The 21,928-nt window shown below is 41.8% G+C and carries 17 protein-coding genes; 3 read left to right on the top strand and 14 right to left on the bottom strand.

Annotated elements, in window-relative coordinates; translation table 11 throughout:
- Positions 1–182: 182 nt before the first annotated feature.
- Positions 183–1,232: a c-type cytochrome biogenesis protein CcsB gene (gene ccsB / locus ACE1CI_RS18355; protein ID WP_496615554.1), complete on the bottom strand. Its 1,050-nt coding sequence runs from the start codon at positions 1,230–1,232 to the stop codon at positions 183–185.
- A 291-nt stretch (positions 1,233–1,523) separates the two neighbouring features.
- Positions 1,524–3,308 (bottom strand): DUF3352 domain-containing protein, encoded by a 1,785-nt coding sequence (locus ACE1CI_RS18350; RefSeq protein WP_413265083.1) that lies wholly within the window; start codon positions 3,306–3,308, stop codon positions 1,524–1,526.
- A 520-nt stretch (positions 3,309–3,828) separates the two neighbouring features.
- Here ACE1CI_RS18350 and ACE1CI_RS18345 point away from each other — a divergent pair.
- Positions 3,829–4,938 carry an acyltransferase family protein gene (locus ACE1CI_RS18345; RefSeq protein ID WP_413265084.1) on the top strand — a complete coding sequence of 370 codons (1,110 nt, stop codon included), beginning with the start codon at positions 3,829–3,831 and terminating at the stop codon, positions 4,936–4,938.
- A 316-nt stretch (positions 4,939–5,254) separates the two neighbouring features.
- On the opposite strand, the gene ACE1CI_RS18340 is transcribed toward ACE1CI_RS18345, so the two are convergent.
- Together ACE1CI_RS18340 and cofH are read right to left on the bottom strand one after the other, a co-directional pair.
- Positions 5,255–5,770: a hypothetical protein gene (locus ACE1CI_RS18340; RefSeq protein ID WP_413265085.1), complete on the bottom strand. Its 516-nt coding sequence runs from the start codon at positions 5,768–5,770 to the stop codon at positions 5,255–5,257.
- 128 nt (positions 5,771–5,898) lie between these two features.
- Complete coding sequence (gene cofH / locus ACE1CI_RS18335) at positions 5,899–7,056, bottom strand: 7,8-didemethyl-8-hydroxy-5-deazariboflavin synthase subunit CofH (protein WP_413265150.1); 1,158 nt, start codon at positions 7,054–7,056, stop codon at positions 5,899–5,901.
- Between the two features lie 449 nt (positions 7,057–7,505).
- Between cofH and ACE1CI_RS18330 the strand changes: the two genes are divergently transcribed.
- Complete coding sequence (locus ACE1CI_RS18330) at positions 7,506–8,750, top strand: glycosyltransferase (protein ID WP_413265086.1); 1,245 nt, start codon at positions 7,506–7,508, stop codon at positions 8,748–8,750.
- A gap of 128 nt (positions 8,751–8,878) precedes the next feature.
- Here ACE1CI_RS18330 and ACE1CI_RS18325 read toward each other — a convergent pair whose 3' ends face one another.
- From ACE1CI_RS18325 to ACE1CI_RS18315, 3 genes are all read right to left on the bottom strand, one after another.
- On the bottom strand, positions 8,879–10,240 hold the full coding sequence (locus tag ACE1CI_RS18325; RefSeq protein WP_413265087.1) for a NupC/NupG family nucleoside CNT transporter: 1,362 nt from the start codon (positions 10,238–10,240) through the stop codon (positions 8,879–8,881).
- 23 nt (positions 10,241–10,263) lie between these two features.
- A complete protein-coding gene (locus ACE1CI_RS18320) occupies positions 10,264–10,872 on the bottom strand; it encodes a DUF3318 domain-containing protein (protein ID WP_413265088.1) in 609 nt (202 codons plus the stop codon).
- A gap of 130 nt (positions 10,873–11,002) precedes the next feature.
- Positions 11,003–12,562, bottom strand: a complete 1,560-nt coding sequence (locus ACE1CI_RS18315; protein ID WP_413265089.1) for a NupC/NupG family nucleoside CNT transporter — start codon at positions 12,560–12,562, stop codon at positions 11,003–11,005.
- Positions 12,563–12,889: 327 nt separating this feature from the next.
- Here ACE1CI_RS18315 and ACE1CI_RS18310 point away from each other — a divergent pair, with 327 nt between their 5' ends.
- Entirely contained in the window at positions 12,890–13,153 is a 264-nt protein-coding gene (locus tag ACE1CI_RS18310) for a hypothetical protein (protein ID WP_413265090.1), read from the top strand.
- A gap of 121 nt (positions 13,154–13,274) precedes the next feature.
- On the opposite strand, the gene ACE1CI_RS18305 is transcribed toward ACE1CI_RS18310, so the two are convergent.
- The 7 genes from ACE1CI_RS18305 to ACE1CI_RS18275 all read right to left on the bottom strand — a co-directional run bounded on the left by ACE1CI_RS18305 (position 13,275) and on the right by ACE1CI_RS18275 (position 21,892).
- Positions 13,275–14,522, bottom strand: coding sequence for a cellulase family glycosylhydrolase (locus ACE1CI_RS18305; protein WP_496615553.1), 1,248 nt, complete (start codon positions 14,520–14,522; stop codon positions 13,275–13,277).
- 182 nt (positions 14,523–14,704) lie between these two features.
- Positions 14,705–16,915 (bottom strand): GumC family protein, encoded by a 2,211-nt coding sequence (locus ACE1CI_RS18300; protein WP_413265092.1) that lies wholly within the window; start codon positions 16,913–16,915, stop codon positions 14,705–14,707.
- Positions 16,916–17,119: 204 nt separating this feature from the next.
- Positions 17,120–18,025, bottom strand: a complete 906-nt coding sequence (locus ACE1CI_RS18295; RefSeq protein WP_413265093.1) for a glycosyltransferase family 2 protein — start codon at positions 18,023–18,025, stop codon at positions 17,120–17,122.
- 12 nt (positions 18,026–18,037) lie between these two features.
- Entirely contained in the window at positions 18,038–19,198 is a 1,161-nt protein-coding gene (locus ACE1CI_RS18290; protein ID WP_496615552.1) for a glycosyltransferase, read from the bottom strand.
- An 88-nt stretch (positions 19,199–19,286) separates the two neighbouring features.
- Entirely contained in the window at positions 19,287–19,652 is a 366-nt protein-coding gene (locus ACE1CI_RS18285) for a hypothetical protein (RefSeq protein ID WP_413265095.1), read from the bottom strand.
- 45 nt (positions 19,653–19,697) lie between these two features.
- Positions 19,698–20,873, bottom strand: a complete 1,176-nt coding sequence (locus ACE1CI_RS18280; protein WP_413265096.1) for a hypothetical protein — start codon at positions 20,871–20,873, stop codon at positions 19,698–19,700.
- Positions 20,874–20,977: 104 nt separating this feature from the next.
- Entirely contained in the window at positions 20,978–21,892 is a 915-nt protein-coding gene (locus tag ACE1CI_RS18275) for a glycosyltransferase family 2 protein (protein WP_413265097.1), read from the bottom strand.
- Between the last annotated feature and the right edge of the window lie 36 nt (positions 21,893–21,928).

Here is a 21,928-nt window from a genome sequence, read left to right as displayed (position 1 = left end):
ACTATTTTCACTTTATTTATTTGCACCTACTTAATTAGCAAATTAAATACACAACTTTCTAGAATAACTCACAAATATTTAAATTATTCTATATTTCAGCGTAATTTTGCATAAATTTGCAAAAGGTTAGCGACCAGCTGACAATTAAGAATAATTGAGTGCCGATCGCTTAAACTTGAAGATTAGAAGAACCAGCCGTAGCTGTGTAAACCTTTACCTAGCAAGTTAACTCCTAAGTAACAAACCCAGACTACAACAAACCCTGTTGCTGCTAAAATTGCTGGTTTTCTCCCTTGCCAACCACGAGTAATTCGGGCGTGTAGGTAAGCTGCAAATACTAACCAAGTAATTAATGCCCAGGTTTCTTTCGGGTCCCAACTCCAATATGAACCCCATGCTTCATTAGCCCAAACAGCCCCAGCTATGATCCCAATTGTTAACAGCGGAAATCCTAAGCCAATTACTCGATAGCTAATATTATCCAGGATTTCGGCTAAGTTCAAACGTTGGGGCGAAAGTGGTTCGACTGTTGTTTCTTTTGCTGCCGTTTTCACTACCTCTAAAACCGCTGTTTTACCGTTGCCGTTATATTCAATTTCGCTGCTGATGGTAGCAGTTTGTTCGACTTTAGCACCTGCGGTTTGTGTTACTAAATCTCCGTAACGACGCAGTTGATAATGATTGTTACGAAAGCCTCCTGTACCTACAGAACTGCCTCGCAATTCGATGTTTTTTCCTCTGGTGACAACTAAAAATGCGATCGCCAACAACGAGCCCACCATCAAACAGGAATAACTCAACATCATGACGCTGACGTGCATCATTAACCAGTTTGATTTCAGTGCGGGCACCAAAGGTTCTGCGGTTTGCATTGGCGCGGGTAAAGATAACGCCGCAAACGCAGTTATCGCCATCGCTACAGGTGCGGTGACAACTCCCACTAACCGACTCCGACTCATATTTTCCGCGATTAAATGAATCGTGGTAATTCCCCAAGTCAGGAAAAATAGAGATTCGTAGAGGTTGCTTAAGGGAAAGTATCCCGCTTCTATCCAGCGTGCCCCCAGTAAGCAGGCGATGCTCATGTTGGCTACAGTCATCCCCGCTGTTCCCAATGCTGGTAAAACCGGAATATTGGGAAATGCTGCCCCTCCCCAGTAAACCAGCATCGTAATGAATAAAATTGCAAAACTGGTGTTATCCAACCAATTCTGGAGTAAAACCAGATTCATAAAAGTCTTCTCCCCCATCTTGTCTGATCTGTCGCTGTATTAATTCTGGCAGCTTATCGTCACAAAGGCAGAAGAGACTGGGCACTGGGAAAGTTTTGAGTTTTGAGTTTTGAGTTAGGAAGATAGGAAGAGTTTTAAGTTTTGAGTTTTGAGTTTTGAGTTGGGAAGAGTTTCGGGAGTTTTGAGTTTTTAATTTTCCTCTATCCTGCCCCTCTGCCCCTCTGCCCCTCTGCCCCTCTGCCCCTCTGCCCCTCTGCCCCCCTGCCCCCCTGCCCCCCTGCCCCCCTGCCCCTACTTCGGTGGCGCATTAGGCGCTGGCAAAGTTCCTCCTTCGCTGACTTTTCTCAGCTTTACGAAAATGTCGAAGCGACTACTTCGTTCGTCGCTGACTGCTGCGGTAACGCCTATTGCTTGCATGGGGGAAAGCTGATTTCTTAGGTTATTTTGTGTAGTGATATCTGGTGAAAGTCGTAAGAGAAAACTCAGCAAGTTCGCTGTGTTATCTACTCCCATTCGTTCAATATCAATGAAAAAATGACCGTTATTAGGTTTAAGTTCTGACGGAACTGTGTTGCGGAATAATTCGTTTTGAGTTAAATTGTTTTTCGGTCGAGGTACAATTTCTTCTGTGATTGGCGCACCTAACGTTAGAAAAGCGATATTGCCATCTAACCAACCTTGAGACATTTTTATTCCTAATAATGGAGAAACTAAACTGACTACTGGTTGATTACCTAATTGACTTTTTTCGGCTTTAAATTTGTATTTATCACTCATTATTTCATAGAGTTGTGCCAGGTTTTTTTCGGCGGTTTTGCGATCGCTTGTTTTCACCATAAACAACACACCTGGCCCGATATTTGGCAATTGACCATTTGCTTGATTTGCTTGCTTTGCCGGAATTAATGATACTGAAAATTCTCCTCCCATCCAAGAAATCAAATCTTGATCTAAATCTAGTCCAGAAAAATTTTTTACCGCACTTCTTAACTCTTTTGGGTTAAAAGGTGTCATGGGATTTGCTTGGGCACCTTGGACATACTCTTGCCAAAACTGTTTTAAATTACCCCCAGAAACCATCATTAAGGTGTTAGCTGGCAAAAGTTGCGGCATCTCTCCAGCATTATTGGTTATTTGGTATTTCCTTGGACTATTGGGCTTTAACCAGGAAATATTTTTAAACCTAATTCCTTGGGATTCTAAAATAATATTTGATGCCAAGCCTTGCTGTTGTTGAATTTGCACTAATGCTTGGGGGGAAAGTTGCTCTTTAGCAGTTTTTGCTGCTACTGCGGCGGCGGGAATATTCACATATAATTTAGCAAAAGATTGGCGGTCAGCGATTTTTTGCACGGCTTCGTTATAACCGGGAGTGTTTGCTAAAGATGCCGCACCTTTGTAGGTGTCAATTACGCGATCGATCCCTCTACTATCTGTACTAATTACTAAAAATTGCCCATCAATAACGGCTGTTGAGTAACTTTCATCCTCATTTACTTTGGTTTCTTTAATGGTCACACCTTGATATTCCCGTTGAGTCCACTGATTTTTATTAACCGGACTTTGGGGTTGTTCTAATATTTGTTTTGCCTGAAGTGGGCGAGCGATTGGTAACACCATCACCACTGATTGTTTTTCTGGTTCTGGCGCTTCCGTTTCCGAATTTCCTGATTCTGCGGCAGGGGTAATTTGTTTAGTAAGTTTCCCCTCGGAGGTTTTTTTCGGCGGTGACAAAAAAGCTAAAGTTACTTGTTGACCTAGCCAAGGTTGGATATGTTGCTGATAATTGTAACCATTGGCAGTGAGAAAGCGTGAGCGCAACTTCGCTAAACTTTGCTCAAAACCAGCTTGACTTTGTGAGGTACCAAACTCGCGCAACTGTTGCCATTGTCGCTCATTTGTCGAAACAGATAACGCCATTAAAGCATCTTGGGGAATTATTGCAGCACCTACAGGTAAGTTTTCCTGCATTGATTTTTCCTGCATTAATACCCAGTAAGCAGCAACACCGCCATTAATTATTGCGGCGATCGCAGTTACAGTTAGGATTAGAGAAGATTTATTTTTTTTCCTCATTATCTAGAAATTCCCACAGCCGAGAAAGCCTGGGATTTTTACTTCAATAGAATCGGCTTATCCTGATAATGTTACCATTCCCAAGCCAAAGTCATCCCAAAACTAGTGTAAGAAGGCTCCAAGACTCCAAGGCTCCAAGGTAGAAGGAATGAAAATCTAAAACCTAAAATCTACGCTCCAATGACTCAACAACAATCTTCGGTAATTAACCTGAAACAATTATACCAAGCTGGCTTTTACGCTTGCACTCAAACGCCAGCTAAATTCCTTCGTCAATGTATTTAGATTCCGAAAAATTTGGTTAAGAGATTGTATATTTGGTGTAGCTGTTCGAGAAATTTCCCTATATTTATAACTTTAAAAAAATCTTATATTTAGAATCATTTCTTTAATGGATCTTCGTAAAATTTTATACATACTGTAATCAAACCTGGTAATATATACACATAAATAAGTATTGTTCATTCTATAGTGCAACTACCAAACAGGAACACAAATGTGAGATTTTGAGGTAAAAGTGATGAATGGTAGACTACAGTATATTGATATAGCCAAAGGTTTAGGAATTTTATTGGTGGTATTTGGTCACAACGAGATTGTATTAAACGAAAAAGGAGAATTATTCAACATAATATATTCCTTTCATCTGCCATTGTTCTTCTTTATAGCAGGATTGTTCTTTAAGGTTAATGGCAAAATAACAGAATTAATGCTGGGAAAATTTGACTCACTTATCAAACCATATTTAGTCACATTGATGATAGTGGGAGCCATTTATGTACCGTCGCATAATTATTCACCAATAAGATATCTCGCTGGACTCGTTTATCAAACTGAGAATACAATTCCTGCTGAATGGGCTCCCTTGTGGTTTCTCCCACATCTTTGGGCTATTTTCATCTTTTCCTGGTTGCTTATAAAGGTAACTAATCTGTGTGAAATCAACAAATTATTGCAGATTTGTGTGATGTCGTTTGTCCTATTAATAGGAATATTCAGTATTAAATTTTTCTGGGAAATTCCCATTGATAATACAACTATTATGGACAAAATTTTTAGCGAACATTTACTGCGTGGTCTTCCTCTTAGTTTGGATATCCTGCTAATAAGCTTATTTTTCTTTTTATTAGGATTTTTGCTAAAAAAACAGGTTTTTGATTTGCAGGTTAAAAACCAATATTTGGCATTGAGCTTGTTCGTATTTTGGTTTTGCCATTATTACTTTAACTATACAATGGATCTGAGTGAGAGAAGATACGACCATCTGCTAATATCTACCTTAGAGGCAATTTGTGGAATATATATTGTTTTATGTTTTTCTAAGTTAATTTCCCAATATAAAGCCATAAAAGAGACACTTTCATACATTGGTGCTGGGAGTATGTTTATTTTAATATTCCATGAATTCTTTCAATTGAAAGCAGTGGGTTTATTATCCAAGATATTTCATGATTACACCTACTTCAATAACCTTAGTGCCTTCATTATTGCTTGTGCAATTCCTTTACTTATTTGGGAGTTAGTCAAAAGAAATGACTACTTAGCCCTGCTTTGGTTGCCGTTAAAAAATAACAAAATTGTCGAAAAAATTATAGCAGAGAAGCAAAAGAAATCGGAAATCTCTTTCTGAGACACCCTACGATTGTGCTAGGAAAAAATATAGGACTTACGCAGAATATCTAAATGTAGGGTCAATTCATGAATTGACCCTACTATATATAGAATTTTTCCGACTGACTGCGTAAGTCCTGAAATAGATAAAAAAAACGATCGCGCAGTAGCCTAAGAGACAGTTTGTGCGATCGTATTCATTAAAACAAAGAGTACAAATCGAAATCTTTCATCTGCGTACCCTACGGGAAAGCTTCGCTTACATCTGCGGTTAAAAAATCAGAATTCGCATTTTGCCAGAAGTTAATTGATATTCGTAGCGTATTCGCACAAACCTAATTTTCTGGACAATAATATTGAGGTGCTACTTTCAAAGTAATTTCTATATCCTGCTTCCGCGCATTATCACGAGTTGAGTTACCGGAAGGATTTTGGCTTAACTTTCCTATATCCTCTGTTCGGATTTCCTCAACAGTTTTACCTTCCTCCAATCGCTTACAAACTGATTCAGGATCGGAAGAACTGGACGAAAGCATATTTCTCACCCTTTCATCTGGATAAGTTTCCGCCAACTTGTCATATTGTTTTGCATATTCAGAATTACCAAGTCTTTTTCTGCGAACAGGAACACGCTGCGCCGTTCGAGTTACAGATCTTGTTACTGTTCTGGGACTACCACCACATAACCTGCTTAAATCAAGTGTATGTCCATTACGAGTAATCATGTGACAAGGTAAATCCCTGCTTGAAGTTTGGGCGATCGGAAAACCATATTCTGTTTCATTTTGGGCTAGTGCTGGTAAAGGTTGTAGCGCTAGAGTTAATAAGGCAAACTTTAACAACTTGGACATACAAACAACTGAGCTAGAGTATTACACCCCTAGAATTCCCGGTTGAATCTCTGCGCTAACAACTTCATCAAATCTTCTTAAAACTGCTTAACGTAATGCACCTTTACCAAATGGTGCGTTACGCTGCGCTAACGCACCCTACAAAATTTGTTCTTTGTTAGTGGTTGATAAACTGTATCTCTTTGCTGATAATTACGTCCTAAAGAACTTATTGCAGCTTGTAAAGTTTCTACTTCCATGCAAGTACCACCTTGAGCACCTGCCATTGTTGTAATATGTTCTTCCATTAAAGTCCCACCAATATCATTACAACCCCAAGTTAAGGCAGTTGTCGCACCTGCTAAACCCAGTTTTACCCAACTTGGTTGATGGTTAATAATCCAATTTCCTAGAAAAATTCTTGCTACCGTAGTTAGTAAAAGTGCATCTGATAAAACTGGTTGATCTCTTCCAACTCGGCGGCGTAGCGGCTTGGGTGCTTCCTGTCCCACGAAAGGCAAAAGAATAAATTCTGTAAAGCCAACAAATCCTTTTTCTTTAGCAGTTTGTTGCAGTTTTCGTAATAAACTAAAATGCTTAATTTGTTGTTGGGGTGTTTCAATATGTCCCGAAAGCATGGTACTAGTTGTCGGTAATCCTAATTTATGTGCAGTACCGATTATTTCTAACCAAGTCGCAGTATCAATTTTTTCAGGACAAATTACCCGACGTATTTCATCATCTAAAACTTCCGCAGCGGTTCCGGGCATTGAACCAACTCCCGCATCTTGCAAAGCGGCGATTACTTCAGTATATGTTAATCCATCTTCTCTGGCAATAAATTGTACTTCTTGCGGGGAAAAGGCGTGTAAATGTAATTCAGGAAATGCGTTTTTAATGCCTTTAATTATGTTGAGATAGTAATCTAAAGAAGTGCCATTAAGTTTAGCTTTGGGGTTAAGTCCTCCCTGCATACAAATTTCGGTAGCATCTCTTTGTACTGCATCGGTAGTCTTTTCTAAAATCTGGTTTAAATCTAACCAATAAGCGCCTGTTTCTCCTTCGTCACGGCGAAAGGCGCAAAAACTACAATGCTGTTCGCAAATGTTGGTAAAGTTGATGTTGCGATTAATGACGTAAGTTACTGTGTCTCCGACTTGGCGTTTTCGCAGTTCGTCAGCAGTTGCACGAATAGCAGCAATCATCTCTGCATCTGTTTGCTGCAAAAGTAAAATTCCTTCTGCTTCTGATATATCGTAACCTGCCAGGGCGCGATCGAGAATTGCATCAACTGTTTTAGTAATCATGACATATATTCTGGAGATTAGAACTTCCTTATTCATTGTGACCAAATCCCAAGACGGATACAAGCCCTAGACTTAACTTGAGCGGAAAAAGCAGTTGCATCTAGGAAGATTTATTTTGATTCTGATCTAGCTAAACTCTCACAGAATTAATTGTTAAAGCGGGTGTGTAAGTCCGATTTTTAAATACAATCTGATATTTATCTTGCGGTTTTAAAGGAGTTCTACAGCCAAGGGGATGCCCAAATAGTTCAATGTTTCTCGTTTGGAGAATCTATCTTTATACAGATTTTTGTTAGCCTCATGAAAATTCAGACTAAAAAGTGCTTTCTTAATCTCTGTCTTCTATCCTCAAAATAGTCAGTAGAGGAAAATAAGTAGCATTGTGAACCTGGATTAGTTTATCGTTAAAGTCTGCTTTCGTATTTTTGGATAGTTAAAATCTGGCTCTAATGAATCTTAGCCAATCTAGTTTACTGGTAACAGTACCATCAGGCGCTTTGGTAATTCCGGCTTTACCACCTGCGCCTGTTTATGTGGGGAGTGAGTCGTTGTTATTTTCCTTGGTTGTTCCAACTTACAACGAAGGGAAAAACATTAAGCAGCTAATTAAACAATTGTGCCATTTGCTCGATGAAGTGATGCCGGGACTTTATGAGCTAATTGTGGTGGATGATAATAGTCCTGATGGTACTTGGGAAGTGGCAGCACAGTTAATTTCGGAGTACCCACAATTGCGAGTGATGCGACGAGTGGAAGAAAGGGGACTTTCAAGTGCGGTAATTCGTGGCTGGCAAGTGGCGAGGGGATATGTTTTAGGAGTGATAGATGGCGATCTTCAGCATCCCCCAGAGTTATTGTTGCAGCTTTGGGGAGAAATTGAAGGGGGGGCAGATTTAGCGATCGCCAGTCGTCACGTAGAAGGCGGTGGCGTGAGTGAATGGAGTATTATTCGACGGTTTTTATCTCGTGGCGCACAACTTTTAGGATTAGTTATTTGTCCAGAAGTGGTAAGTCGTGTTTCTGATCCCATGACGGGTTATTTTTTAGTACGTCGCGCCTGTGTTGCTGGTCGAGAAATGAATCCTTTGGGTTATAAAATCCTCATTGAAGTGTTAGGTAGAGGCAAAATCCGTTGGATAGCTGAATTAGGTTATATTTTCCAAGAACGCCAACATGGTGAAAGTAAAGTTACCGGAAAAGAATACATAGAATATATTCAACATTTGCTCAGATTGCGCTTTTCCCTTTGGCCTGTCGGTCGGTTTTTGCGCTTCGCCATAGTCGGTTTCAGTGGCGTATTTGTTGATATGCTAATGCTTTACTTTTTGAGCGATCCAACTACTTTAGGCTGGGGTTTAACTCGCAGTAAAATCATCGCTTCCGAGTTAGCAATTGTGAATAATTTTCTGTGGAATGATGCTTGGACTTTTGGCGATATTTCCCGAAAACAACGAGGCAACCGCCAACGTTTCCAAAGGTTTTTAAAATTCAATTTTGTTTGTTTAGCAGGACTAATTTTAAATGTGTTGCTGCTAAATTTGTTGTATAATATTTTAGGCTTCGATCGCTTACCCTACGGTCGATATGCAGCAAATTTCATTGCCATTGGAATAGTCACTTTCTGGAATTTCTGGATTAACTTAAAATTAAGTTGGCGAGTCACAGCAGTAGACAAAAAATCAGGTTCGTTGTAAGCACTGAGCGTGCTACCTCTTGGTTCGTTGTGAGCACTGAGCGTGCTACCTCTTGGTTCGTTGTAAGCACTGAGCGTGCTTCCTAATTAAGCGCAAGAGGACTAAAGTCCTCACAACGAACCTATTATTTATTTACCTAAAATGCTGGGATTTCCTGTATCATAAAACCCAGCGACACAAGCAATCATTAAAGTTGCTAAAGTGCCAACAAATAACGCTTTCCAAGCGACTGAGGAAATATCTTGGCGACGCGAAGGTGCTAAAGCAATTGTACCACCGACGAAGATGCCAATTGAGGCGATATGAGCAAACCCACTTAAAGCATAGCTGAGGATTAGGATAGTGCGATCGCTAATTTTTCCCGCCTCCGCTGCTTCTGCTAAAGCTAAGTAACAAGGAATTTCTGTTTCTAACAATCTCCGTCCAATAATTACCGAAGCTACCCAAGCTTCATCCCAGGAAATTCCCGTTAATAAAGTCAAAGGAAAAAAGATTACTCCTAAAATATTTGGTAAGGTAGCTACCCGAAAAAATTCTCCAATAAAACCAGGCAAAGTAGCCAATCCTGCAAATACTTGATTTACTAAAGAAACTAACCCTAAAATTAAAATTAGTATTGCCCCAATAGAAACAGCCATTTTCACTCCATCAAGTGCGCCCAAAATTGCGGCATCCATTGGACTAACTCGTTCAATTGGTTCTCCGGCTACTGTTTCTGTTGGTACTTTTTCCGCCTCATTTTCCGGCTTCTTTTCTACAGGTACTCCTCCGGCTGTCAGAGGAATTTCTGTTTCTGGTACTAAGATTTTAGATAAGACAAAACAAGCGGGTATCGCCATAATTGATGCTGATACCAAGTGTCCTAAAATATTGGGAAATACTGGTTTCAGGAAACTCACATAAATTGCTAATGTAGAAGAAGCAACTGTGCCAAAACAACAAGATAAAATAGCACATAATTCGCTACGAGTCATTTTGGAAATATAGGGTTTAACGGCTATAGCTGCTTCAATTCCTACAAAGATATTGGCTGCACCACTGAGAGATTCTGCACCGCTTAATCTCATGGTTTTGTAGAAAATTTTGGCGAAAAAGTTGGTGAGAATTTGAATTATGCCCAAGTTGTAAAGTAATGCTATTAAACCTGAGAAAAATATGATTGCTGGCAGGGCGCGAAAAGCGAAAATATAGCCTAAATTTACATCTGCTGGTCTATTTGGTAAAGGGACAATGTTTTTGCCAAAGACGAAATTTGCTCCTACATCAGCAGCTAAAAATACGCTGTCTAATAAACTACTAAATATTTCTAAAGCTGTTCTAGTCAGGGGAAATTGAAATACCAAAAATCCCAAAATTAATTGTAATAGTATGCCGCCAATTATGACTCGCCAAGGAATGATTCTGCGCTGTTCGGAGAAGAACCAAACTATGATACAAAATCCCCATATTCCCAAAAAGGAAATTAAGTTTAGGTAAATTGGATGAGGCATATCAAACTTATAAATAATGTTGTTCAATCTTTTTTGATTGTTTCCGGTACACCTACTGGCGAGAGATTTGCGATCGCTCTTAAATTTTGACGGCGCAATAATTCCATAAAATCTAAGGTAGAACGCCCCTCAATTTGCGCTACCGCATCAATAGCCCGGATTAAACTTTGGGCGGCTTCGGTTTCCGAATAACCCCGACGAATTGCGACTTTAATAGCAGCTTCATCGGCAGAAAGTTGAGTTTGAGAATTGCGATTACTCCGCAAAATTTGCGTACTTGCTAATGCAGTTAATCCACCCGAAACTACTACACCAACTACATCTTGCTGCACCAGTTCAAATACTCCTCCCAAAAGTGAAGCTACTACTAAACCTTGATAAACATCAGCTTTAAACCATTTAATTCCGATCAGCCAGGAAACTGTTCTCAACAACAATAAATCTCTTTGTTGTAGAGATAAACGACTCCACAAATCAAAGTTAATCCAAATCTCTCTTGTTCCAGTCCAAGGTAAAGGGTAAGGGCTTTCTATGACGGTTTTTTGCTCTGGTTTACTGATGATTTTACACATCATCCGACCAGAGGCAGGCATAATATCTAGAAGGCGACTAATTTCTGTTTTTGGCTCCATAAGTCGATTCAAGAAAGGCAGAAGGCAAGGAAGGGAACAGGGAACAGGGAACAGGGAACAGGGAACAGGTAAATTGTTCAATTCTCTCCTCTGCCCCTAGAACCGCTCTGCTTAAAAGGTTAACAGCTGATCAAGGAGAAGGTTTAGGGATGGGAGTGGGTTGAGGTTTGGGAGTGAGTTGGGTAGGAGTTGCTGCGGGTGTTTTCGCTTGGGGCGTGGGGGTGACTGGGGGTGCAGCTTGGGGTGTCTGACTAGCTGCGGGTGATTTGGTGGGTGCGGGAGTTTGCACTGGGGCGACAGCGGGAGGGGGTGCTTCTTTTTCTCCTAGAATACTGGGATTACCAGTATCATAAAAACCTGCGATACAAGCAATCATTAAAGTTGCTAAAGTACCGACAAATAAGGCTTTCCAACCTAACTCAGAAATGTCTCTTCGGCGGGAGGGTGCTAAAGCGATCGTACCACCAACAAAGATGCCAACGGAAGCAATGTGAGCAAAACCGGAAAGGGCGTAACTAACAATTAACACCGTGCGATCGCTCACCTTTCCTTCCGCTGCTGCCTGTGCTAAAGCTTGATAAGGTGGAATTGCTGTTTCTAAAAGTCTGCGTCCAATAATTACCGAAGCTGTCCAACTTTCATCAAAAGCAACTCCCGTTAATAATGTTAGCGGGTAAAAAAGAACTCCCAAAATATTTGGTAAAGTGACTACAGTAAAAATTTGTCCGAGCAAACCAGGCAAAGTCGCCAACCCGCCAAAGATTTGATTTATTAAAGAAACCAAACCCAAAATTAAAATTAATACCGCAGCAATAGAAACAGCCATTTTCACGCCATCAAGTGCGCCTAAAATTGCTGCATCCATTGGGCTAACTCTTTCAATTGGTTCTCCGCCTACTGTTTCAGTTGGGGCTTTTTCTTCTGCTTCTGTTGTGGCTTTTTTAGGTTTTTCTTCTACTGGAATTCCTCCGGCTGTCACCGGAACTAGTGTTTCTGGTACTAAGATTTTTGATAAGACAAAACAAGCTGGTATCGCCATAATTGATGCTGATACCAAGTGTCCCAAAATGTTGGGAAATACTGGTCTGAGGAAATTCACATAAATTGCTAATGTAGAGGATGCCGCCGTACCAAAACAACAGGCTAAAATGGCGCAGATTTCGCTGCGAGTCATTTTAGCAATAAATGGTTTAACTGCGATCGCTGCTTCTATGCCCACAAAAATATTAGCCGCACCACTGAGAGATTCTGCACCGCTTAATCTCATGGTTTTGTAGAATACTTTGGCAAATACGTTGGTAATTACTTGGATAACTCCTAAATTGTAAAGTAATGCCATTAATCCCGAAAAGAAAATTACCGCAGGTAAGGCGCGAAAAGCAAAAATGTAGCCTAAATTTACATCTGCTGGTCGATTTGGTAAGGGGACAATATTTTTGCCAAAAACGAAGTTTGCCCCCACATCTGCTGCTAAAAATACACTGTCTAGTAAACTACTAAATATTTCTAATATTTTTCTTGTCAGGGGGAATTGAAATACTAAAAAACCCAAAACTAATTGTAAGAGTATACCGCCAATAATGACTCGCCAAGGGATAACTTTACGATGTTCGGAGAAGATCCAAGCGACTATACACAATCCGAATATTCCCAAAAAGGAAATTAAATTTAGGTAAATCGGGTGAGACATGGTTGCACCGTTGTTGAGAATAATCTGGGTGAGAAATTCCCTTTAACAGGAATTCAGCAGTTAATAGACAAGATAACCTTATTAGAGGGTACAGCATCACGCAGGTAACAAGATGAGAAAAATTATACTCTTTAATTTTTAACTTATGAAATGCGAAAAAGGGTATGATTGATAAATTTGTTATTTAACTTTGAGCAAATTTTTAGCTAATTTTCGCTTAAATCTTGTAAACTAGGACTTGGCTCTTTTACTGGCAAGGCAATATTCAGTAGCAGATCTAGTTTACTAAAGTTGATAATGGGCGATAAGACCCTAGATAAATGAATCATGGAAGCTTTTGCCCCTGTTCCGCCCGAATGGACTGAAAAAGCGACTCACGCACAAAATTTCTGTTGTCCGACTTGTGAAGCCACCAGTATGGAGGCTCAACGAGTTTGGATCAATCGTCGATCGCCTGTCTACACAGAAGATTATCGGAAAAAATGGCAGGAGTTTTACCACTGCCGATGTGGTACTGCTTGGTGGGCTTGGAGTACGGAACGTCCACCTTCAGAATTTGCTAATCGCGATCGGATTGATATCCCAGAATAAATAACTTTGCTACCCAGATCCCCGACTTCACAGAAGAAGTCGGGGATCTAAATTATCTATTCCCGAAATGAAATTTGGGGGTTGGGATTTAAAATCCTAGCGCTCAAGCGCAACAACATACCTACCGCTTCTGCGGTGATACTAGCCGCCAGAGATAACCCTTTTCTTGCGCGTCCTTCCGCAGTTTCTCTACATTATTGTTCAAGTTTTTTGGACCATCTATCTTCCAGTGGAACCAACTAATGCCCAAGCGTTCCATCGTCTGCACTCCAAGTAACTCCCCATCCATAGACTGCGAATCGGCATCTGTAACTACGCCAAAACCACCGGGAAAGTTCTGCTCCGTATTGATAACCGGAAACTCTTTCATCAAGGCGAGAATGGGCGCACTCGTGCCAGCAGTTTTGTAGGGGTGAAAGCCGACTGAGGCGTTTGTGAAGTCTACTCCAAATTCCTTCAGCCGTCGGGCAACGGTGAGCATAGAAATATTGGGGTTATCAGAGTGCGTGTTGGCAAAGGAGAGCAGCACGATATGCGTCTGGGGAGCTTTACGGCGCACCAGGTCGTAGAGTATCTTGAAATCCCGCAGGTGTTCGTCTTTGTAATCCTGGGGATACCATTTCACTGGCTCGTTGGCTAACTCAAAGAAAACATGAGAGCGGTTCGCATAACGTGGTGCAACTAGACTCCAAAAGCGGGTGATGTAGTGTATAGTCGGGCTATAACTGTCCTCTTTCTTCCGGTCCGGGTCGCGGTAGCCACCTGCATCATGGTAATTAATCAGCACATACAAGCCTTGGCGTGAGGCCATATCTACCACTGTGTCTATGTCTTTCAAAAGGGCGGCAACATCTTCTGGCTTTTCCAAATCCGCGTGTTCATAACCATTGGGATATTGGGCAGGGTTGCCGTGGGCGCGTTGCCAGGGGTCAAATGCGATCAGGCGTACTGCGTTGAGTCCTTTGTCCTGCATAGCCTTCCAGTAGGCAGAATCGTTGATGTAGTTCGTAGCACCTGTCTTTCGCCCGTATTGATAAACCCAAGCCGCCCCGCCTCGAAGTAGCGTCCCATCTCCGGCACGCACCGACTTGCCAAACTTGTTCTGCACGATCGCGACACGCGGCGGGTCGGTGGCGAGTGAACGGGAGGGGGCACTCAGTCCGGTTCCCTGTAGCATAGCTAGGGGCAACCTTTCGTTGACTTTTGTAGTGGAATTGCTCTGAGTTATCCGTCCAGTTCCCTGTAGCATAGCTAGGGGCAACCTTTCGTTGACTTTTGTAGTGGAATTGCTCTGAGTTATCCGTCCAGTTCCCTGTAGCATAGCCAGGGACAACAGCGCAGTTAATAATAATGGAATGTTGGTGTTCATAGAATTGTTGCGGCATCGAGAAACCGGGTTTCTTTCGCTCGCGCTGTCGATATTTTGTTACCCCAAGCCAAAGAAACCCGGTTTCTGGGATTACTCAATTGGTGTTAAGGGCCGATCGCAAACATGACTTATTGCCTATGTTGCGACAACTTGAATCAATTGCGTTGCGATCGAGAAACTGCTCAATTCACATCTGAACGCGATCTGGACTTGTAGGCAACATGGTAATGGCTTTGGATTAAGGATGCCGTTTCCGGTGCATCGTTGACAATCACCCCTAGCACAGTCGTAGAGGAAAAATTCAACTCCTCTAAGGTTGCCAGGATAGATGAACGACTGGTTTTGCCTGAGCGCACCACCAGAGCTAAACTATCGCATTGAGCCGCTACTAAGCCACTATCCGCCAGTCTCAGCAGGGACGGCGTATCGAAAATTACCAGATCGAACATTGTGTGGAGTTTTTGGAACAAAGACTCGACTCGACTAGTGGTGAAAAGCTCTGCCAGATCAAGGGAAGAATTTCCGGCGGTCAAAACCATCAGGTTGGCGCAGTCGGGAGGCGATTGGAGTAAACTCTTTATATCCTGTTCGCTTTGCAGCAGGTTACTAAATCCTGGCTGCTTGGACAAGCCTAATAGCTCGTGAATTTTAGGATGGCGAAGATCCGCATCCACCAGTAACACCCTTTGCCCCATTGCGGCTGCGGTCATTGCCAGATGTAGAGCGATCGTCGATTTGCCATCTCCCTCTTCTGCTGAGGTGATGGTGAGAGAACGGAGTGGAGCATGGGTTTTGCTCAGGAGGCGTAAATTTTTCGAGAGCGATCGAAAAGCCTCTTTTACAGGATTTGAAACCGCTGGAAACTGAGATTTGTTATGGGGAATCACTCCCAGCAATGGCAATTTGGTCGCTCGTTTAACTTCATCGGTGCTGTACAACAAATCCTGGCTTATATCCACTAAAAATCCTACACCCACACCCAACAACACCGCCAGTACTAAAATTAATGCCAAAAACCGAACCTTACTAATACTGTTGACCTTAAGAGGTTGGCCTGCTGGATTAAGTTCTAATCGTGGGGGAATGGTTAACTCCCAAGGAATTTCTTGCTGAGCAGCATCAATCTGCAATGCCTCTCTGCGGCTGGCAAACTTATTGAGACTATCAGTAGCAAGCAACAACTCCCGCTGCAAATCGGTGTACTGACGGGTAATCGTAGACAACTGTCGAATTCTCTGATTCATCTGAGCTTGTACTTGGTTAATCGCCTGAGAGCGGGCTTGTTCGATGCTAACAGAGTCGGTCGCTGTTCCTATTACCCGGCTTGCCTCCTGTTTCAAAAGGTTTTGCAAATTTTTTCGTTTTTCCATTAGCTCCTTCATCGCTGGGTGTTCTGGTTGGAGCCGGGAGGATTCTAAAGCAATTTGAGCCTGAACTTGCTGGTACTGATTTAATAAGGCTTGGTAATAGCTAGTGTTGTCCGAAGAAGTGGCTTGAGTACCCAAAACGGTTTGCGGGTTGGCATTCTGTAATTGTTGTATCAGAGCATTGCGTTTAGCTTCTGCTTCTGCAAGCCGAGTTTGGTTTTCCGCCGCCACCTGATCCAATCGACCAGTGGTTTCGAGCAACTGCCTACCCTGTTGTTCGGGGTCTGAAATGTTATAGCTCTGCCTCAGAGCTTGAATTTGCTGTTGCAGGGAATCGACCCGTTGGCGCAGTGGGGGAAGCTGAGTGTCAATGAATTGAATGCCGCGTCGAATTGTCGATTGTCGTTCCTTCAGACTGTAATTCAAATAAGCCTGGGACAACTTATCGAGAATAAATTTTACTTTCTCCGGGTCGGTGTCCTGATAGCGAACATCAATCAGTTTCGTGCCTTGTTCTTTTTTATCTAATGACAGGGTTGTGATTCGGGAAATCTTTAAGTTTTTGATTAAGGTTTCATAGGTCATGTTTGGATACCGTTGGCGCACCTGACTGACCAAGGAATCCAATAGTTTGGGACTTTGCAGAATTCGGATTTGTGACTCGTAATCCAGGCTGGACTGTTCAATATTAATTCTTTGTACGTCAAAATCTGCTCCCTGAGCACGGGTAGAAGAACGTGCCAGTTGTTCTTCGGCAGTAATTGGTTCGACCAGGAGTTGAAATTTACCCTCATATTGAGAGGGGGTTAACCTTGTCAAAAATAGTAATAGTCCTCCAGCTAATAGAGTTGTTCCTACTACAACTTGTGCCATCAATAACGCCCGACGGCGGGTGACGGCTACCAGCCAACCTAAATCCCATTTTTCCTCTTCAGTGTTAGCGGAAGCAGCATTCTGCAATGGAGGATAGGGCGATTTACCATTCGTTTCGGTTAGTGTTGGCAAAGAATCTGGCTGTCTATCCATCTTGGTTTTGAACTAAATCAAGTACCCATAACTGGTGAAATATATCTTATAGATCGGAACCTTAAAATATTGGAGACGGAAAGAATATTGCCAGCCTGAACTGAAATTAAGTTCTGGTTATGCCCAAATTTGGCAATGCTCGATCGCTCAACTACAATACTACCGTGATTCCCCAGATAACTGTTGTCCCAGGTGTTAAAGATGTCAATTTGTATGTGTTTTCACGGATAAATTTTTGGTTAATATTAACCAAAACAATCTCCGGTAAGGGAATAACCAGTAGAAAAACCAGAAAGCTCCGCCATTTTCACGGCTGAATGCTTTCCACTCCTGAAATGAATGCAGAGTGACATCCTCTAGCGCCAATCCTTTAGGGCGATCGACCTGACCCCAGTTAGCTTTCTGCAGTTCAGCTTTTACCATCCGATTACTGGGGAGATTGGCAGAGCAAGTTCCTATGTAACCGGGTGCCATCCATACAGAGCAACCTTTCCGGCGTGCTCTGAGTCCATAATCATAGTCCCCTAAGTCGTGGGTGTATTCTGGACTCAAGTTGCCGACCAGGGCAGCAACGGCACGAGGAACCAAGACACAGTTTCCATGTAAAGTATCACACAGGCGTGGTTGGTTGGGGTCTGGATGGATATGGTGAAACTTTAGGGGATGCCACCAGTAGGTCTGCATCAAACCACCATAGCTAGGTATATTGGTTTCTGGATCGAGGGTGGAGCCAACTACGATCGCCTTACCCTGTCCTTGACTAGCTAGTACAGCAGAAACATCCAGCAAGGTTTTTACGGCATGGGGGTAGAGTACCGTATCGTCATTTAACCAGAGGTAATAGTCAGGATCTTCTGCTTGTGCAGCGGCAAAGGCTAATCTCATCCCCCCATTCCAGAACAGACTGCCAGTTCCTCTAATCAAATGAACGTCAGGATATTTCTGCTGTACTACCTCTGCCGTTCCATCAGTGCTAGCATCATCAACCAGGTAAGCTTTCAATTCGATTCCGGTAGGAAGGTTTTGTTGGTACAAAGCTTGCAAGCATTGCAGAGTTTTTTCGCGCCGATTGTAGCAGGTCAGGAGTACGGCAATGTTTGTTGGCTGCATAGTTCTTCAATCCTAGTTAACCAGAGTCTCTAATGCTGTATCTACACTATGCAGAAATTGGCTGTGTCGATTTTGCACCCAAGCTTTGACAGATTCTAGATCGTCAGGGGTGACAGGCTTATCGATCGCTGAGTGTAAATATTGGGCAAATTGTTCTGGTGTTTCAGCAGCTTGCACGGTTGTGGGGAAAACCTTGATCCCACGCAGAGAAAAGGGTGTTGCCACAACGGGTTTACCCAATCCGATCGCTTCTAGAGTTTTGATCTGGACACCACTACCTCGAATCGAAGAAATCGCTATTGCCTTCGCTTCGGCAAGAAATTTTTCAGCATCTTCCACAAACCCTAGATACTCCACATTGGGATATTTGTCTTTTAACCATTCTGCACCTCGTCCAGCAACTCGAATGGATAGATGGGGTGGTAGAAGGGGATAAACCCGATCGAAGAAATAATTTAATCCATCCATGTTAGGTTTCCAGATCCAACTACCAATCATGCCAATATCGTATGTTTTCGGATAGTTTGGATCGATCGGCACAGTAGCGCTACTAGGTAATTCAAATACTCGTACAGTAGCGGCTTTACCGGGCTGCATAAAGTAATTTGCATCATTCGGACTCAAAGCCCAAATTGCCTTACTGGTTACAGCCAGCTCATCCTCAATTTGTTTGACTAATCGTGCCTCCCGCTGATACACTTTCTGTCCCAGAGGATTTGAGGAATCTTTGAGCCGTTCCTGGTAAATTTGATGCTCTAAGTTATGCGCTAAAACTGCTACCTGGCTGTGATTTTTCAGGGCAGATTTCAGCCAGTAAAGCTGGGATGAATGTTCTAGGATGACTGCATCATAGCGATGCTTAGATAGCAATGATTTGACATATTCAACATAGTGCTTTGAATAGTACTTAGCAGATGTATAAGGTAGTTGCTGGACCAGAGCCACCGCACCCCAAAGTAGGGGATAATAACCTGCTGCTCTTGTTTCAATGTGGCGTGTTCCTACCTCGATCGTACCCTCACCATAAGAATGAGTATCGCCCCAACGTCGATAGCCAACCACAGAAACAGAATGTCCCAATGTTTTCATTGCATTAATAAAATGCTGGGATGCAATATCTGCGCCTGTGCCATATTTACTAGGAATTGCAGTTGTCAAATTCAAGATTTTCATAAATCACACACCAGTAACTTTGTTGAATGGGGATAAGTAGTCAGCAACAGGGTGCTGTAGAATAAAACTTCAATCCTTCCTATCGATCTTAAGAAAGGCTAAAGTTTTGAGTCTTCGACTCCTCTAAAACTCGGCAAATTCCTTCCGTTAAATTATCGTCTTCATATTCTGAAGCCTGATTTCCTAAAAGATTACTAATTTGCTGTAAAGCAAATTTTAATAGATGGAAATCTTTACAAGGATAACTGATTTTGTAACTGGCGCCAAATAATAGCAGTTGTCGCTCGCAGGGTAAATTCAAAATAATACCAGCCTGTTGACGATTAATTGTTGTCCGGCTATCGGTAATCAAGCCGAACATTTTGGTGAGGGAAGGGAACTCCTGAACAGGGAACATATTTGTTCCGGTAAGTTGGTAGCCTGTTGTCCTAAACACAGTTTTGTCATAATTCATGTTGATTGGATAAAAACTTGAGAACCAATGCCATATTTTGCTTAGTTAAAGAATACCAGTCAAAAATTTATAAATCCGCTCATTTTGAGATTCAATTGAGAAATAAAAATGAACTTTTTCCATGTTAGCTCTGAGTAAATCGAGTTTCTTCCGGTCTTGCAAAGAATTTGCTAAATCATCAACATCCCTAAACATAAAGCCAAAGGGACGATCGGACCAGTACTCATGAATAAACTGACTGGTTTGACTAACTGCGATCGGACAAGTAGAGGTTAGAGAAAATGCTAAACGAGTCGATAAACCAGATGCAACTCGTCGCCTTATAGTGTTATTTAATTCGTTATAGAAGATCAAGTGAGCATCAAACTGGGAAAGATAACGAGCGAATCTTCCTTCTAACAAATCAGCATTCGAGAAAGCAGGATAATGATGAAGGTTAGCAATATTTTTCAGGTCTGCATTGTTATTGACAAAGATATGCACACCCCGAGCAGCTAAACGTAACAAAAACTGTCCAACTGCATTCTGTGCCTGTTTATAATAGGTACTCCATAAGCTTTCGGCATTACCCGTAAACACGACATAAGGTTGATTGTCAATTCGTTCAAGCTTTAGCTCTTGGGGAAGTTCAGTTTTTCCTAAATCAAAAGCTGATTCAGGAAAAGGCTCTATTAATGCTAGGTAAGGCTTGTTTTTAGCTAAGAATACCTGCTGGTAAAATAGCTTACACATTGCCTCTGAGTAAAAAATGTAGGCATCTATTAAACGATTAGTGGCACTGTAGCGGAAGATATGGAATAACTCACTTAGGAGATGGGGTGCGTTGGGATAGGTGTCAATCATAAAAACAGTTTTTGCTTCTGGAAAATAGGGTTTAACCACTTGTAATGGTTTGAGTGTTGGTACTCCTTCCCAACAGAACAAAATATCTGGTCTTCCCCCAAGGAATTTGACTAGATTGTTTCGGGTATATTTAGGTAATTCCTTATAGAAACGGAAGACAGTTGTTGGCTCAGTAATACCCCAATTTCTTAGTTGCTGAAAACTGAGTTGAGTTGATTGCCAATATACAGAAACTACCTGATGACCTGCCTTACTCAGTCCATTAATCCAATTGCCACACATGGGATTCTTCAAGAGATTAGCGCCGGAAATAATCAAGATTTTAAGGGGTTGCATGAAAAGTCCGCGATCGCGTAATATTGCCAAGCTAGTCGCCAATTTGTTCAGATGCAAAGGGAAGTTGAGCCAGAAAAGTAGTAACTGTTTAACGAGCCAACCTAACCCATTTAATCTTACGGTTAGGGTTCAGTCTTATGCAAAAATTAAAGTTGAAACTTCTTGAGCTTTTTAAGTTTCCTAAGTAACCTTCTATGTAAGGGTGGAGTATAATCATAGTAAGTTCTCTCTATAAGCTTATCAAGATAGTTATCTCGAATCATGTAGGAAGGATGCCTTAAGGGAAAATCTATTTCACTGGCTGATAAATCAAGATCAAAAAAATTGGTCTGGGTATGAGTAGCATCTGAACCAAATCCAATATTAGTAACTAGGCTAGTTGCGGGTAAAATACTTAGTCCATTCTGAAGCCAGCAGGTAAACGTCCATTGATAATCCCAAGCATCAATTGTTTGGCTATAGGCTGCGTTAAAAATATTACTCCAATTTCTCACAATGTCATCATCTTGAACTACGTCTTTTAGAAGCTTTTTTTGATTAACTTCCGGCCATAGTTTCATAGAAAAGTCATAATATTTCCAAGCACGTTTCCATGTTGCCCAACCCCAAGATAGGGGGTATCGAGAGAAGAAATAGCTAAAGTTTGAACCTCGCATTTTTTGACAAAAGTTATTCGCAGAAATGTGCATGATTCGTTCATCAAATCTATACCTTTCCAATAGTTCTTCACAGTAAGGAAAGAATGAGGGATGAGGTAAACAATCATCTTCTAAGATAATCGCCTCATCTACTTGTTCAAATACCCAGCTAATTCCGGTGGCAGGACGAAGTGCACAACCTAAATTGACATCGGAATAGTTTCTTTTAACCTCACAATCCCAATCCACATTCTCGACGACAGCACGGGCAGCAATACATTTTTCTGCTTCATCGGGACGATCGGCACGCGGACCATCTGCTATAATCAACAATTTAGATGGCTTGACCTGGCGTATTACTTCAAATACCCTAGCAGTTATGTCTGGACGTTTAAAAATTATAAGAGCAACAGGTGTTTTCATAGGGTTCTATCAGCTGTCATCAATTGGAAAAAGGAA

Source organism: Floridaenema flaviceps BLCC-F50, assembly GCF_041929275.2.
GTDB classification, from domain to species: domain Bacteria; phylum Cyanobacteriota; class Cyanobacteriia; order Cyanobacteriales; family Aerosakkonemataceae; genus Floridanema; species Floridanema flaviceps.
This window is presented reverse-complemented; position numbering and strand designations above follow the sequence as displayed.

Coding starts and splice junctions, on each gene's coding strand:
- ccsB (WP_496615554.1), bottom strand. CDS start 1,232: ATGAATCTGGTTTTACTCCAGAATTGGTTGGATAACACCAGTTTTGCA.
- ACE1CI_RS18350 (WP_413265083.1), bottom strand. CDS start 3,308: ATGAGGAAAAAAAATAAATCTTCTCTAATCCTAACTGTAACTGCGATC.
- ACE1CI_RS18345 (WP_413265084.1), top strand. CDS start 3,829: ATGAATGGTAGACTACAGTATATTGATATAGCCAAAGGTTTAGGAATT.
- ACE1CI_RS18340 (WP_413265085.1), bottom strand. CDS start 5,770: ATGTCCAAGTTGTTAAAGTTTGCCTTATTAACTCTAGCGCTACAACCT.
- cofH (WP_413265150.1), bottom strand. CDS start 7,056: ATGATTACTAAAACAGTTGATGCAATTCTCGATCGCGCCCTGGCAGGT.
- ACE1CI_RS18330 (WP_413265086.1), top strand. CDS start 7,506: ATGAATCTTAGCCAATCTAGTTTACTGGTAACAGTACCATCAGGCGCT.
- ACE1CI_RS18325 (WP_413265087.1), bottom strand. CDS start 10,240: ATGCCTCATCCAATTTACCTAAACTTAATTTCCTTTTTGGGAATATGG.
- ACE1CI_RS18320 (WP_413265088.1), bottom strand. CDS start 10,872: ATGGAGCCAAAAACAGAAATTAGTCGCCTTCTAGATATTATGCCTGCC.
- ACE1CI_RS18315 (WP_413265089.1), bottom strand. CDS start 12,562: ATGTCTCACCCGATTTACCTAAATTTAATTTCCTTTTTGGGAATATTC.
- ACE1CI_RS18310 (WP_413265090.1), top strand. CDS start 12,890: ATGGAAGCTTTTGCCCCTGTTCCGCCCGAATGGACTGAAAAAGCGACT.
- ACE1CI_RS18305 (WP_496615553.1), bottom strand. CDS start 14,522: ATGAACACCAACATTCCATTATTATTAACTGCGCTGTTGTCCCTGGCT.
- ACE1CI_RS18300 (WP_413265092.1), bottom strand. CDS start 16,915: ATGGATAGACAGCCAGATTCTTTGCCAACACTAACCGAAACGAATGGT.
- ACE1CI_RS18295 (WP_413265093.1), bottom strand. CDS start 18,025: ATGCAGCCAACAAACATTGCCGTACTCCTGACCTGCTACAATCGGCGC.
- ACE1CI_RS18290 (WP_496615552.1), bottom strand. CDS start 19,198: ATGAAAATCTTGAATTTGACAACTGCAATTCCTAGTAAATATGGCACA.
- ACE1CI_RS18285 (WP_413265095.1), bottom strand. CDS start 19,652: ATGAATTATGACAAAACTGTGTTTAGGACAACAGGCTACCAACTTACC.
- ACE1CI_RS18275 (WP_413265097.1), bottom strand. CDS start 21,892: ATGAAAACACCTGTTGCTCTTATAATTTTTAAACGTCCAGACATAACT.